Here is a 14,156-nt window from a genome sequence, read left to right as displayed (position 1 = left end):
GATTGAAAATGCATTCGAGGGGTGTAGAATCAGTTGCCATTACCCTAAAGACCCACCAGGAAACGATCATGGCGAAAATATACGAAGACAATTCCCTCACCATTGGCAATACCCCACTGGTGCGGCTCAAGCATCTGACGCCACACAATGTGCTGGCCAAGATTGAAAGCCGTAATCCGGCAGCGTCGGTAAAATGCCGGATCGGTGCCAACATGGTGTGGCAGGCCGAGAAAGATGGCGCATTGAAACCGGGTATGGAATTGGTGGAGCCCACCAGCGGCAACACGGGTATTGCACTGGCGTTTGTCTGCGCCGCCCGCGGCTACAAGTTGACCCTGACCATGCCCGCCACCATGAGCCTGGAACGGCGCAAGGTGCTGAAAGCCCTGGGGGCCAACCTGGTATTGACCGAAGGCCCAAAAGGCATGAAAGGCGCCATCGAAAAAGCAGCGGAAATCGTCGCCCAAAGTGAAGGCAAAGCCATCATGCTGCAACAGTTTGAGAATCCCGCCAACCCGGCGATCCACGAACAAACCACGGGGCCGGAGATCTGGAACGACACCGACGGCGCAGTGGATATTCTGGTGTCCGGCGTGGGCACCGGGGGCACCCTTACCGGCATCAGCCGCTACATCAAGAACACTCAGGGTAAAGCGATCCATACCGTGGCCGTAGAGCCGGTGGATTCCCCGGTCATCAGCCAGACCCTGGCGGGTGCGGAAATCGCCCCGGCCCCCCATAAAATCCAGGGCATCGGTGCCGGTTTTGTACCCAAGAACCTGGACATCAGCCTGGTGGACAGCGTGGAAACCGTCAGCAATGAAGAGGCCATGCAACACGCCCACCTGCTGATGGAAAAAGAAGGCATTCTGGCGGGAATTTCCTGTGGTGCAGCGCTGGCAGCGGCGTTGCGGGTTGCCAACAAACCAGAGCACGCCGGCAAAACCACAGTGGTGATTCTGCCGGATTCCGGGGAGCGTTATCTGAGTTCAGCGCTGTTCCAAGACGTCTTTACGGATGCGGAGAACGTGCAGTAACCGCGCCCGCTTCAAGTTCAGGTTCAAAAAATTCAGCGTGCTCAACAACGTGTTCAACAATGTGTGTTCAAAAATAAGGGAGCCAGTGCTCCCTTATTTGGATTCGGCATTACGGCGCTCAATCATGCGGGACCAGCTTTCATAGTCGGTATTATCCGCTTCGAAGACCTCAAAGCCGGCAAAGTACCAACCGTCATCACCGCACGGGGAAATCCATTTGACCTCGGCGGTCAGAAAAAACCGCTCTGCTTCGCCACTGATCTCCACCAGCACATCGGTGATCAGGCCACGCTCCACCGCTTCGCTCATATAAATTTTCAAGCCCCGGGGCGAAAGGTCCACGGTTTCACAGGCAATCACTTTCTGGATATAGCCCTGCTCCCCATCCAGGGTCAGTTCCAGATAAGCGTCTTCCTTACCGTTGTGGCGTTTTTGGCGACGTTGTTCTTCCATTGGTTTGCCTCTTGCCTTTGCCTCTATTGTTTATCCCGTTGAATGGTTCTGACCACCTGTTCCAGAGTACTGTCAAAGGCGGCGCCGGTATCCAGAATGGTCACCGCACCGTACACCAGCAACCGCGCCAGATCCTGCCGGGTGATCTCGAGGGCCTTGATGCCCAATCGATTCACAAATACCAGCTTTTCCGTCGCTCGGATTTTCACTGCCAGTTTGCAGCGCTGTTCACCTTCCGACGTTTCCTGGCTCATCCAGCCACCCACCTGCAGGGAATCCACGGCGCTGAGGGCCGCCGCCATTTCCTCATCGCTGATAGAACGGGGCTCAAGGAACGCCGAGGTTTCCGCTTCGGTCTCCACGTCATCGGCACCGGGTTCCACCAGCGCCAGCGACGAATTGGCCAGCACCGCGTCAATACGGGATTCTGCTTCGGCTGCAGCAGAGCGTTGCTGCTCCAATGCTTCTTGTTGTTGAGTCTCTTGCTGCTTGCGCTGGGCTTCCTGCTGCGCCTGCCACTGGTCCTTCAGGCGGGCCAGCGCGGCTTCCAGCTGCCGATCCCAGTACAGGGTACGATGCACCAACTGCAACACGCCACCCTCCAACGCCTGGGCTAACTGGCGCTGGGTTTTCTTGGCCACCGTTTTACCACTCTGACCCACTAAAACCCAGGGGTCATCCTGCTGTGCCTTCAGAATGATCTTGCACAGTTCAAACTGGCCATCCGCGGTTTTGAAGCGCAGCCAATCCTCTTCCTGCAACTGGCCGATGGTGTCCAGGGATTTGGGGCTGACCCGATCCAGCTGGGCCTCCACCACTCGGGTCACGGGCATGGCCAGGGCCGGCACCTCCACCAGCGCCGGGGTGGCGCCGCTCATGATCGCCGTGAGGATCAGCTCCAGGGGCTCCAAGGTCTGCTCCAGGGCAGCCTCATCCTCCTGCACACTGATCAGCGTGGCCCGCAGATTGCGAATCAGAACCTGGTAAAATCCACGGTAACCGTCACGCCGGCTTGCGTCCTGACAGCCCTCACACATTTCAATCAAGGATTCCCCGGTGCGCAACTGCCGTTTCCAGTTGGCTCCCTCCACCCCTTCCCGCATGGACAGCATCAACATGGATCGACGCCACTCGCCGTGCAGGAAGGCCACCACGTCTTCCGGCAGCAGGCGACCTGCCGCCATCCGGTTCAGCTCCTGCACGACCCGGGGCTCCGCCACCCGCTCCCGTTGCCGGGCCACTTCCAGCAGGCGCAGGCGTTCCTCGATTTTCTCCACCTGCTCAGTCTGGCCGGCCATCCAGGTTTGCGCTTCAATGCAGATGCTGTTCACCGCGCCGATGTTGCCCCGAAATTCCGTCAGCATGCGGTTGCTGTATTCGTTGAGTTTGGACCAGTACAGCTGCCGACTTTTGGCAGTGCTGCTCAGCATGGTCAGATACGCCAGATTGAGGAAACGGCGCAACAGGTTCTGCGGGGCAAAAAAGAACGAGTAGTCCGCCAGGGCATAACGCAGTACCAGCAGGCGCAGCTTCTCGAACCAGCCCCTGGCCTCATGATCGGATGCCAATTGTTGCTGCAGCTCATCAAACAACTGGTCCAGCAGCAGAATCCCACCCCAATCAGGCGCCGCCACCGGTAACGCCACTTCAAGATCAGCACAGCCGTCCACCAGTGTGTCCACCACCCGGCAACTGAGTCCGGTTTTGAGTTGACCGGACTGGATTTTCTGCAACAAATCGTTGAACACGGCGAGCCCGTGCCGACTGCGCTGCGGGGTCAGGCGTATCTTGTCGGTGATGGGCACCTCCGCGTTAACCCGCAGCAACTCCACCAGCAGGCGGGCGCCGATACGGCCCGTTTCCGGTGCCGGCATGGGTGCCATGATGGGTGCCATGGTCAGGGCCTCACCCGTTGGGGCATGTGACGGGCGATGGACGCGGCGATGTCATCCAGGCGTTTGCGATGCGCCGCCTGGCCAAAGTAGTTGGTGTAACGGGTGGCAAACGACAGCACGGCTTTGGCCAGATCCCCCTGGCGTCGGGGCAGGACATGAACATGCACATGGGGCACGTGCTGATTGGCTGCCGGGCCATCATTAAGAAAGACATTGTTGCCGTCGCAGGGTAAGCCACTGGCTTTTTGCGCTTTGATCACCCAGTGACAGACTTCCACCAGGTGCGCCCGCAACGCCGGCGTCAGTTCATCAAGAAACACCCCATGCTGCCGCGGGATAACCAGAACGTGACCGGGGCGCATGGGAAACAGATCCATGAAGGCGATGCAATCCTCATCCTGATAGACAACGCTGGCGGGGGCTTCGCCTTTGAGAATGGAGCAAAAGATACAATCGGACATAAAGTTTGATCTGCCAGAGGTTAATTTTTTGAAGGATTATCCAGCATGAATTCGTCATTATCAAAGCCCGGGTATTTTTCCTCGATACTGCGCTCGTCCTCTGTTTCATCCGGCTTGGTTTCGTCCGACTTGGGCTTGCTCTCCTCTGACGGTGTCTCATCCTCTGACGGCTTGTCCGGGTCAGGGAACACGGTTGGCTGCTCCAGCATTTCATCAATGGCCTGATTCAACTGTTCTTCGGTCTGCTCAGAGTTTTCCTGTTCGCTCAACATCATATCCAGGTCATCGAGGCCGTCGTTGCCATCCAGGTCGTCAAACTCATCGTCCACTTCGATGAGTTCATCGTCTTCCAACTCCATGGGATCGGCGTCATTAACGTAATCCTGTTCCGGCTCCGCCGCCACTGCCAGGGTGTCGGGCACCGCCGCAACCGGTGGAGTCGGGGCCGGTGGGATCGGATCGGACGCTTCTGCGGGGGGCTCGGCGGCACGGATCTGGGTGGCTTCCTCACCCAGATCGAAATCGGTGCCGGCATCAAAATCCTGCGCCAGTTCCGCCGCCGCCTGGCTGCGCTGCTCGGCTTTTTTCTGCTGCATCTGGGTGATCTCTTCCACCACCCGAGATTGCTCGGCATCGGTTTTGCGGACAATTTTGATGTACAGATAAATACCGCCGCCAATCACCAGCAGGTTACCCAGTACAAACACCCCCGCCAGCAGCAGCCAGTTGCTGCCCTCTTCCGCCTCCAATGCATCCTCCACCGGGGGCAGTTCCTCGCCCATCAATACCGGCTCCGGTTCCGGTACCGGCTCCACCTCCGGCAGAGGTGGAATATCATCCGGGGGCAGCTCTTCCACCTCCAGGCTGGGAATTTCCATGGCACTGGCATCGAAGGTTTCGGAGGGCAGTGGCGGTTTCTCTTCCCCGCCCGGCGCGTTGGCCCCCACCATCCCCAGGGGGGTGTAATCCACTGTGTAGGGGCCCTGTACCAGTTCGAAGGGCTTGTCGTTGGCGGAGGTGCCGGCCACTTTAATCAGCACCTCATATTCCCCCAGGGCGCCATAGGGCGGCACATCGATGCGATAATGGGCAGCACCTTCCTGGCCTCCGTCGAGTACCCCTTTCTGGATACTCTTCTCGCCTTTGGGATCGGTAATCTGGGCCACGATATCGATGGCTTCCGGGTTCACCAGGCCTTCCACCGGCTCGGTCATCAGGTAGCGCAGCACCTGGCCATCCTGATCACGATACTGGGTCTCCACCTTCAGTACTTCCCGGTGCACGGTCATGCGCACGGACTTTTTGCGCTGGAAGGTTTTCCCATCCACCAACACCGAAAAAGTATGCTCGCCCTCGGTAATGGTGCGCCCCAGACGCGCACTGTAGAGGCCGTCCGGGGGCACCACTTTGTTGCCGTCGGAACCTTGCGACAACTTGCCCTCGAAGCTGTCTCCAGTGGACGTGTCCTGGCGGAAGGTGATGTCCATCAGCTCCAGGAAATTTGGATTGGTGATGACCCGGCCGTGCTCATCCAGTGAAAGGGTCATGGTAAGACGCTCCCCTTCCAGTACATTCTCGGGCAGGCCCTCCATATTCAGGTTCAGATCCGACACCACCGTCACCCGATTGGCGGGGTCCAGATCCGCCACCACTTTCCAGGTGCCCGGCACCGGGTTGTACACGGTGATCAGGTCATACTGTTTGTCGGCAAACCAACTGACATTGCGGCTGCCCTGGGACAGGCTGTACTCAGTGCCATCGGGGCTGATGAGGCGGGTTTCCTTGGGGGAGGATTGGCGGAAAATGAGGGCGGTGAATTCCTTGATGGAGTCGTCGATGGTGAAGCTGTCGCCGATCAGCGGCACCTGCTCCGGCAGGTTGACCTTGTCGGACGCCTCCACAAAGACTTTCATCAGCTCATCCGCGTTGCGGGCCAGGGAGTAGGCACCGCCGGTCCGCAGGGCCACAGCTTTGAGAAACGCCTGATCGGCACTCTCGGACAGGGCCACGGAATGAATGCGGAAGCCGGCCTTTTTCAGCTGCGGGATCACCTGGGACAGTATGCGTTCCTTTTCCGCAGCGTTCACCGCCGGGTCTTTGGACACATCCACCATGCCGTCAGAGAGCAGCACAATAGTGCGCTCCCAGGCCGGGTCCGCCGCCGTCTGGCCCATGGCAGCCCGCTCCAGTGCCAGGCCCACATTGGTAAACAAGCCGGCGGAGTTGATGGCTTCCAGCTTGTCCACCGCGGAACGTTTCCAGTCCGGGTTCACCGGCGCCACCGGCACCAGGTTATTCACATATTGACCAAACGCCCACACCCCGAAGCGACTGTCCTCTTGCGCCAGGTTTAACAACAGCTTGGCGGCGGGCACCCGGAGATTCTGGGGATCGGTTTTCTTCATGCTGCCGGAAATATCGATAAGAACCCGCATATCCGGCCTGGCGTCGGCTGCACTTTCGTTGGCTGTACTTTCTTCGGCTGCATAGACGCCCTGGACGGCATAAAATGCCATCCATAGCAGAACTATCAGTACCAACCCGGGCAGAGGAGGTAATTTCACGCCGACTCCGTCAAAAACTTCACGCCAAACTTCACGCCAACATGGTTTAGTTATAGCAGCTTTGGCGGTAATTTCCTGACATCAGGGTGAAAAGTTGAGGGCAAGCCTTTGAATTAAAATGCGGCTTTTTTATTCCGCCAGTAGCGGAACAGGCCATCGGCACACAGGGCCAGCAGCCCGAGAATCAGGCCGTAGAGCAGAAAGGGCAACGCCCGCAGGGTGTCCGCTTCCTTCACCAGGGTGGCATCCAGCAACAGTACAAACAGGGCCGGGGCCCAGTCCGCTCCGCCATAAACCACCGGTGCCGGCATCAGGATCACCGCTGCCACTGCCACCCGCAACAGCTGTCTCAGGGCGTACCAGGGAATGACCCGGGTCAGCCGCCACCACACGGCCATCAACCCCACGCCTGCCAGCAGGTAGACAATCCAGGTGGTGAGATACTCGGGGAAATCCAACATAATGTTCTTTATCCTGTAATGGCCGATGGTCGGGTCATTTCAATAGTGAACCCAATGCACAATGTGATCTTCGTAATCCTGTTCCGGTATGCCGTCTTCCGAAATAGCCCGGCCCCGCACCGAGATCCCGGCCTGATGCACGGTTTCCCGGCTGCCGCTGATCAGCGGGTGCCAGTCTTCCAGGCCGCGCCCCTCCGCCAGGGCCCGGTAGGCACAGCTGTACGGCATCCAGTGAAAATGCGCCTTATCTTCGAGGCGCACCTTGACGCAGTCCTGAACCAGCTTGAATCGGTTGCGGTAGTTGCGGCACAGCCCGGTGTCGATGTCCAGTAACGTACAGGCCAGCCGGGTGTAATACACCTCCCCGCTGTCCTCGTCTTCCAGCTTCTGCAAACAACAGAGCGCACAGCCGTCGCAGAGGGATTCCCATTCGTCCGGGGTCATCTGCTCCAGGCTTTTGCTCTCCCAGAAGCGCTCGCTCATGTCAGAAATGGCCCTCAGCCGGCGGCATCTGCAGATAGTAACCGTTTTGCTGAATACCCAGTATGACCTGCTTCACGTCCACCCGTGCCAGGGTACGCTCCGGTGTCAGCATCAGGTCCATCACATGACCCGGGGTACCAAAGGTCTGCATCAGGGCTTCCGGCACTTGCTCGAAGGGCTCCTGCTTGGGCACGTAAATGTACATCCCCTCTTTCTTGTCGCTGCGATAAACAGAACACATGATCTTCGGGTCACTCATCTTCGTCGTCCTTATTGTTATTGTGTGCGTCGCTCGAGTTAGACGGGAGTTCAAATGCATCCAGCCAGGGTTGCAGGGCGGCTCCCCGCCAGCCGCCGGCAAACGGGCTATCCTGCTCCAGATCACCGGCATAACGGGCTTTCAGGTAGCTTACCAGTTGTGCCTTGCTTGCCAACAGGTCTGCCGGCACATCCAGTTCCTCCGCCCGCCGGGCCACCACCTCACGCAGGGCTTTGTAGTCCTTCTGCTGGCCTTTGCTGAGTGGGCGGGGAATCCGCACCTCAGGAATAGCGGACTCAAGCCCGGCCGCCAGCTGAATCAGCAGCTGATCCCCATAACGGCGAATCTGGCTGCCCTGAAAGCCCAGCTCCGCCAATTGCCCCTTGCTCCGTGGTTGCTTTTCCACCAGGGCATACAGGTTGGCGTCTTTCGCAATGAAGGTTTTGGGAATATTGCGGTCCCGGGCGGTCTGCTCCCGCCACTGGGCCAGATGGCGCAGCGCCGCCTGCTGCTGGGGCTTGAGTTTCCAGCCTCCACCAAAGCCCAGGTACAACTGGTCGTCCGGGGTTTTGCGACGGTATTTCTGCACCTGCTGGTCGCACTCCTCGGCAAACCATTGCAGACGCCCGGCCTGTTCCAGTTTGTGCTGCAGAATGTCCGCCACCTCATGGAGGTACTTCACATCCGCCTCGGCGTAATGCAGTTGCTTCTCGGTCAGAGGGCGCTGCAACCAGTCGGAGCGGGTTTCCTCCTTGGAAAGCTCCACGCCGAGCATTTCCGACAGCAGGCGCTGCAGCCCCATCTGGCGATCGTAGCCCACCAGGCTGGCGGCGATCTGGGTATCAAACAGATTGGCCGGCAGCTGATCCCACAGCCCCAGGAAAATATCCAGGTCTTCACCGGCGCTGTGCATCAGCAATTGGGTTTGCGGCTGAAACAGTTTGTCGCCCAGGGGACGCAGCTGTTCGCTGGAAAACACGGTGGGGTCCACCAGGTAGACCTGCTGGTCCGGCCCGGCGATCTGGATCAATCCGGGGCGGGAATAATAGGTATTGGTACGGACGAACTCGGTGTCCACCGCCAGCCGGGTGGCGGAGTGCAGGGAGTCCACCAGGGACTCCAGCTGGTTGGGCTCATCAATCCATTGATAACTAACAGGCAGGTAACTCACAGGGCATACTCAGCAGGGTGCGCGGGTAAAACCCGGCATTATAAAGAGGATGGCCAAAAATGACTACAAACCCAATTGCTTGGCGATCACCTCATTCATGATCTCATAGGTGCCGCCGCCGATGGCCAGGATGCGGTTGTCGCGGTAGAGGCGCTCCACCAGGGTCTCCTGCATGTACCCCATTCCGCCAAATATCTGCACCGCATCATAGGTCACCTGGTCGCTGACGCGGGTGGCAAAATTTTTCGCCATGGAGACCTCTTTCACCACGTTCTCGCCCGCGCCGATGCGAGCCGCCACCCGGTAGGTGAACTCAGTGGACGCTTCCGTTTGGGTGGCCATATCCGCCAGTTTGTGGCGCAGGGTCTGAAATTTGGACAGGGTTTTGCCGAAGGCCTCCCGCTCCTTCACGTATTGCAGGCAGGCCTCCAGTGCCAGACGGGAGGTGCAGTTGGCCATCACCGCCAGATTCAGGCGCTCCATCTGAAAGTTGGTCATGATGACGTAGAAACCGGCGTTCTCCTGCCCGATCAGATTCTCCACAGGTACTCGGCAATCCTCGAAGAACAGCTCGGCGGTATCACTGGCCCACCACCCCATTTTCTTCAGCTTTTTACCCACCCCGAATCCGGGGGTACCTTTTTCCACCAGCAACAGGCTGATGCCACCGTAACCGGGCTCACCGGTGCGGACGGCCACGGTGTAATAGTCTGCGTTGACGCCGCTGGTGATGAAGGTTTTGGCGCCATTCACCACATAATGGTCGCCCTCCCTCACCGCCCGGGTGCGCAGGTTGGCCACATCAGAGCCGCCACCGGGCTCGGTGATGGCCAGGCACTGGATCTTGTTGCCGGCGATGACATCCGGACAGATCCGCGCCTTGAGGGCATCGCTGCCCCAATTGACCACCGGCGGCAACCCGATGTCGATGGAGCCCAGGCTGGCGGCCACCCCACCGGAACCGGCGGCCATGATCTCTTCGCTGGCGGCGATCTTGGTGAACATATCGAAACCGGAGCCACCGTACTGCTCCGGGTAGCCAATACCCAGAATCCCCGCCGCCCCCGCCTTTTCGTACAACGACCGGGGCAGCTCGCCGGCCGCCTCCCAGTCGTTCACATGGGGTGTGATCTCCTGGGCGACGAACTTGCGCACGCTCTCCCGGACAATGTTCTGGGTTTCACCGAAGTAACGCTGATAGTCCGGCATGGGGGCCTCTCTCCAGGTGCGATTGCGATTATCATGATGATTTTGCGAGACTATACCAAGCGCTTGCTTGGTTTGTAAACTCAGCCCCCGGCCCCCCCATGTGCCGGCAACCGGGTGAGTGGGATCGGGCATTGCATCCAGGCAGGGACTTGTCCATTATGTGCCGCCCAACCTCCACTACCAACCGGCACCAACCAGTACCACCAATGCGGCGATGGGATACGCGATGGATTTTGAAGCTGTAATCACCCTGATGGCGCTCGGGGCCATCTCTTTGATGCATGTGCTGCACGTTCCGGTGGCGCGCTGGCTGGATCGGGTCTGGCCCAACTGGTCCATTGCCGCCGGGGGCTTTGCCGTAGGCTATGTGTTTCTCCTGCTGCTGCCAAAACTGACGCTCCTGGCCAATAAAAGCATGGTGCAATTGCCGCAGGCCCCGATGATTGGTGTGTCGTTGCTGTATCTGTGTGTACTGGCCGGGTTTATCTGTTTCTGGATCGTGGACCTGCTGGAAGAGGAACGCAAAGAAGTGACCGGCTTCTGGCGCCGGGTGCAAATCACCAGTTTTTTCCTGTACGCGTTACTGACCGGTGAAATGGTGGTGGCAGACCCGGATTTTGTGCCCCTGGCCTATGGATTGGCCATCAGCGCCCTGGTATTCCACCTGGCGGGAATGAACCACTTGTTCCATCACTGGCATCCGGGATATTTCCAATCCCGAATGCGCTGGCTGATGGTGTTGGGCACCGTACTCGGGGCGGCGGGCGCCTGGTTGGATGTGTGGAATGGCAAGTTCAATGGGTTTATCAACGCCTTTATGGGCGGCGCCATCCTGATCAACGTCATCTATTATGAATTGCCCCGCCGGGGCATCCGCAAAATCAGGCCCTTTCTGCTGGGTACCCTGGCCTTTGCCGCCACCATTCTCTGCATTCGGTTTTTGTTGGGGAGGTGAGTCAGCGTCACTGACGTTTAGGGATCGATCACCCGACGCCCCTGCAGCGCCAGGCTGAGGGTGTTGCTGTCCACGTATTCCAACTCGCCACCCATGGGCACGCCATGGGCAATGCGGGACGCGGTCACGCCGTGACGCCGGGCCATCTCCGACAGGTAGTGGGCTGTGGCCTCCCCTTCCACCGTGGTGCCGGTGGCGATCACCAGTTCCTGCACCTCGCCCTCGGCCAAACGCCGGTCCAGCAGGTCCGCTCCAATGTCTTCCGGCCCAATACCATCGATGGGGGAAAGGTGTCCCAGCAGCAAAAAGTAATAGCCGCGAAAACTGCCGGACTGGTCGATGGCGATGACGTCCGCCGGGGTTTCCACCACGCAGAGTAAAGCCGGATCGCGGGAGGTCTGGGAGCAGGTATGGCACACCGGCTCCTCGGAAAAATTGCGGCAACGCTGGCAACGGCCGATGCGATCGATGGCCAGTTGCAGGGTGTCCGCCAGTTTCTGGGCGCCCTCCCGGTCGCGATCCAGCAGATGCAACGCCATGCGCTGGGCGGATTTGGGCCCCACACCGGGCAGACAGGTGAGGGACTCAATAAGACGCTGGGTGAGAGGGCTGAAGCTCATCCGATACCTGAAATCAATAAATTAGAATGGAAACTTAAAGCCTGGTGGCAGCTCGATACCAGCCGCCAGCCCACCCAGTTTATCCTTATTGGCCTGCTCCACCCGGCGCACAGCGTCGTTCACCGCCGCGGCCAGCAGGTCTTCCAGGATCTCTTTGTCTTCGCTGAGCAGGCTGTCATCAATGGACACCCGCTTCACGTCGTGGCGACCGGTCATCACCACCTTGACCATACCTGCGCCGGATTCACCGGTCACTTCGGCATTGGCCAGTTCTTCCTGCATTTTCTGCATGCGCTCCTGCATTTCCTGCGCCTGCTTCATCAAATCACCGAATGGGCCTGACATGGTTTCACCTATCCGTTTACGGTTAATTAATCGTCGTCCACCGGCAGGACCGAGTTCAAATCCAGGGTCGCGCCGAACAAATTTTGCAGATCCTGCACAAATGCATCTTCCTGCATGAGGGCAATGGCCTGCTCTTTCCGTTGCTGTTTGTAGCGGGCCAGCAACTGATCGGGGGTGGGCTTGCCGGGCTCCGCCACCTCCACCCTGAGTGTAATGGATCGGCCTGCGTTTGCCGACAGGGCCTGGGCCAGCAGATCCCGGTTTTCCTCTTTATATAAGGCCTGAAAGCGGGGGCTGATGGCCAGGGTCCAGCGCCCCTCTTCCGTGGACTCCAGGGAACAATTGCGGGCGAAATTGCGTACCGGTCCGTCCAGCTCCAGTACGCCCACCAGATCAGCCCACTCATCCCCCAGCTGGATGACCCTGGTTTTGTGCTTTGGGGTGGCCTCAGCAGCCGGGGCCGGTTCGGCTTCACTGCTCAGCGCGGGTGAGGCAACCGTGGTCTCACTGGCAGGAGGCTCACTGGCAGAAGGCTTGCCCTTGCCAGCCACCGTGTCGGCCGCGGCTTGCGGTTCAGCCTTCGCGGGTGCCGCAGGCTGAGGTGGCGATGCAGGGGCTGGTATAGGGACTGGTTTAACAGCAAGTTCGGGTGCCGACACCGCAGTAGCGGACTCCCACGGTGGGACCTCCTCCGGATGGGCTTTTCCCGGAGCCGGGTTGGCCAGCGCGGCCCGCATCTGGGACAGATGGTCTTCAGCACGAGCGGAGGATCGTGCCGGCATGTCGGTTGCTTGCCTCTGGGCAGGGGCCTCAGGTGTGGTTGCAGGGTGGCTGGAGGGGTGCCCTGCTGCCACAGCAGGGCTAGCGGACTTTCCCGGCGCCGCGCCTCCGCCGCCGGCGGGCAACACCCCCACCGGTTTGAACAGCAACAGCCGCAACAAGGTCATCTCAAACCCGCTGCGGGCGTCGGGTGCCAGGGGCAGATCCCGGCGCCCCAGCAACGCTGTCTGGTAAAACAGCTGGAGCTGCTCCGGCGCAAAGCGGGCGGAACATTCCAGTACCCGGGCCCGGTCACCATCGCTGTCGTCCACCGCGTCGGGGGCAATCTGGGCCACCGCCATACGGTGCAAGGTGCTGATCAGATCCGCCAACACCCCCATATAATCCGGGCTCTGCTCCGCCATGTCGGCCACCCGTTGCAGCAATTGCTCGGCACTGTTCTGGGCCAACGCCTCTACAATGCCAAAGACGTATTCCCGGTCGATGCTGCCCAGCATGGCGCGCACATCGGCCTCCACCACTTTGCCGCTGCCGAAGGCAATGGCCTGGTCGGTGAGGCTCATGGCATCCCGCATGCTGCCGTCCGCTGCCCGCCCCAATTGCCACAGGGCCGGCTCTTCGAACTCCACCATTTCCGCTTCCAGCACCTTTTTCAGGTGACCGACGATGCGTTCCGGGGTCATCGCCTTGAGGCTGAACTGCAAACAGCGGGATAGGATGGTGATGGGCAGCTTCTGCGGGTCGGTGGTGGCCAGCAGGAACTTCACATGTTCCGGTGGCTCTTCCAGGGTTTTCAGCAGGGCATTGAAACTGTGGCCCGACAACATGTGCACTTCGTCAATGAGGTAAACCTTGTAGCGGCCCCGAGTAGGCGCATACTGGACATTCTCCAGCAGCTCCCGGGTGTCCTCCACCTTGGTGCGGGAGGCGGCATCCACCTCGATCAGGTCCACAAAGCGACCGTCGTTGATCTCCTGGCAGGCGCTGCACTGGCCACAGGGTTCAGAGCTGATGCCAGTCTCACAGTTCAGGGATTTGGCAAGGATGCGGGCGATGGTGGTCTTACCCACCCCACGGGTACCGGTGAACAGGTAGGCGTGGTGCAGGCGACCGTGGTCAAGGGCGTTGATGAGGGCTTTCAGTACGTGTTCCTGCCCCACCATTTCGCGGAATGTCTTGGGGCGCCACTTACGTGCAAGGACCTGATAACTCATGTACTTATGATTCTACTGTGTCGGTATGAGTGGCCGGTCTGGCCAGTAAAAGACGCTCAGTGTAATACGGCAGAGGAGATTGATAAACCAATGAATTTGCTTATCAATTTTACAGGGAATCGCAGGGGAAATTGGAGGCGACTCTATCAGCCACACCCCGGCACACGAGTCGCCTGCTACCGTTGCTCCCTTCCGGGCCTGGCGGGGTTCACAGGTTATCGTTGCGAGGGGACCAATAGAGCCACCATT

Annotated in this window: 14 protein-coding genes and 1 other RNA gene; 2 read left to right on the top strand and 13 right to left on the bottom strand. The window is 59.4% G+C overall.

Going from position 1 to position 14,156, the window contains the following annotated elements:
• Positions 1–68: 68 nt before the first annotated feature.
• Positions 69–1,037: a cysteine synthase A gene (gene cysK / locus D9N14_RS08695; RefSeq protein WP_290578980.1), complete on the top strand. Its 969-nt coding sequence runs from the start codon at positions 69–71 to the stop codon at positions 1,035–1,037.
• 93 nt (positions 1,038–1,130) lie between these two features.
• On the opposite strand, the gene D9N14_RS08690 is transcribed toward cysK, so the two are convergent.
• The 9 genes from D9N14_RS08690 to D9N14_RS08650 form a co-directional block, all read right to left on the bottom strand.
• Entirely contained in the window at positions 1,131–1,490 is a 360-nt protein-coding gene (locus tag D9N14_RS08690; RefSeq protein WP_290578979.1) for a PilZ domain-containing protein, read from the bottom strand.
• Positions 1,491–1,513: 23 nt separating this feature from the next.
• Positions 1,514–3,385: a DUF1631 family protein gene (locus D9N14_RS08685; RefSeq protein ID WP_290578978.1), complete on the bottom strand. Its 1,872-nt coding sequence runs from the start codon at positions 3,383–3,385 to the stop codon at positions 1,514–1,516.
• Between the two features lie 2 nt (positions 3,386–3,387).
• Positions 3,388–3,846 (bottom strand): HIT family protein, encoded by a 459-nt coding sequence (locus D9N14_RS08680; protein WP_290578977.1) that lies wholly within the window; start codon positions 3,844–3,846, stop codon positions 3,388–3,390.
• Positions 3,847–3,866: 20 nt separating this feature from the next.
• Positions 3,867–6,410, bottom strand: a complete 2,544-nt coding sequence (locus tag D9N14_RS08675) for a VWA domain-containing protein (protein ID WP_290578976.1) — start codon at positions 6,408–6,410, stop codon at positions 3,867–3,869.
• 113 nt (positions 6,411–6,523) lie between these two features.
• Complete coding sequence (locus D9N14_RS08670) at positions 6,524–6,871, bottom strand: hypothetical protein (RefSeq protein WP_290578975.1); 348 nt, start codon at positions 6,869–6,871, stop codon at positions 6,524–6,526.
• A 39-nt stretch (positions 6,872–6,910) separates the two neighbouring features.
• Complete coding sequence (locus tag D9N14_RS08665) at positions 6,911–7,363, bottom strand: YcgN family cysteine cluster protein (RefSeq protein ID WP_317622596.1); 453 nt, start codon at positions 7,361–7,363, stop codon at positions 6,911–6,913.
• Positions 7,356–7,613 carry a YcgL domain-containing protein gene (locus D9N14_RS08660; protein WP_290578973.1) on the bottom strand — a complete coding sequence of 86 codons (258 nt, stop codon included), beginning with the start codon at positions 7,611–7,613 and terminating at the stop codon, positions 7,356–7,358. The genes D9N14_RS08665 and D9N14_RS08660 overlap by 8 nt, the downstream gene beginning before the upstream one ends.
• Complete coding sequence (gene rnd / locus D9N14_RS08655) at positions 7,606–8,784, bottom strand: ribonuclease D (protein WP_290578972.1); 1,179 nt, start codon at positions 8,782–8,784, stop codon at positions 7,606–7,608. The genes D9N14_RS08660 and rnd overlap by 8 nt, the downstream gene beginning before the upstream one ends.
• A 63-nt stretch (positions 8,785–8,847) precedes the next feature.
• Positions 8,848–9,993 (bottom strand): acyl-CoA dehydrogenase family protein, encoded by a 1,146-nt coding sequence (locus D9N14_RS08650; RefSeq protein ID WP_290578971.1) that lies wholly within the window; start codon positions 9,991–9,993, stop codon positions 8,848–8,850.
• Between the two features lie 226 nt (positions 9,994–10,219).
• On the opposite strand from D9N14_RS08650, the gene D9N14_RS08645 reads away from it, so the two are divergent.
• A complete protein-coding gene (locus D9N14_RS08645) occupies positions 10,220–10,948 on the top strand; it encodes a hypothetical protein (RefSeq protein WP_290578970.1) in 729 nt (242 codons plus the stop codon).
• A gap of 17 nt (positions 10,949–10,965) precedes the next feature.
• Here D9N14_RS08645 and recR read toward each other — a convergent pair whose 3' ends face one another.
• From recR to ffs, 4 genes are all read right to left on the bottom strand, one after another.
• Positions 10,966–11,568 (bottom strand): recombination mediator RecR, encoded by a 603-nt coding sequence (gene recR, locus D9N14_RS08640; RefSeq protein ID WP_290578969.1) that lies wholly within the window; start codon positions 11,566–11,568, stop codon positions 10,966–10,968.
• Between the two features lie 21 nt (positions 11,569–11,589).
• Positions 11,590–11,913: a YbaB/EbfC family nucleoid-associated protein gene (locus D9N14_RS08635; RefSeq protein ID WP_290578968.1), complete on the bottom strand. Its 324-nt coding sequence runs from the start codon at positions 11,911–11,913 to the stop codon at positions 11,590–11,592.
• Between the two features lie 26 nt (positions 11,914–11,939).
• Complete coding sequence (gene dnaX, locus D9N14_RS08630) at positions 11,940–13,907, bottom strand: DNA polymerase III subunit gamma/tau (protein WP_290578967.1); 1,968 nt, start codon at positions 13,905–13,907, stop codon at positions 11,940–11,942.
• A 141-nt stretch (positions 13,908–14,048) separates the two neighbouring features.
• An RNA gene (gene ffs / locus D9N14_RS08625) (signal recognition particle sRNA small type) lies at positions 14,049–14,145 on the bottom strand.
• Between the last annotated feature and the right edge of the window lie 11 nt (positions 14,146–14,156).

Origin of the sequence: Ketobacter sp. (assembly GCF_003671495.1) — a bacterium.
Taxonomy (GTDB): domain Bacteria; phylum Pseudomonadota; class Gammaproteobacteria; order Pseudomonadales; family Ketobacteraceae; genus Ketobacter.
Note: the sequence above shows the minus strand (reverse complement) of the source record. Positions and strands in the feature narration are given on the sequence as shown.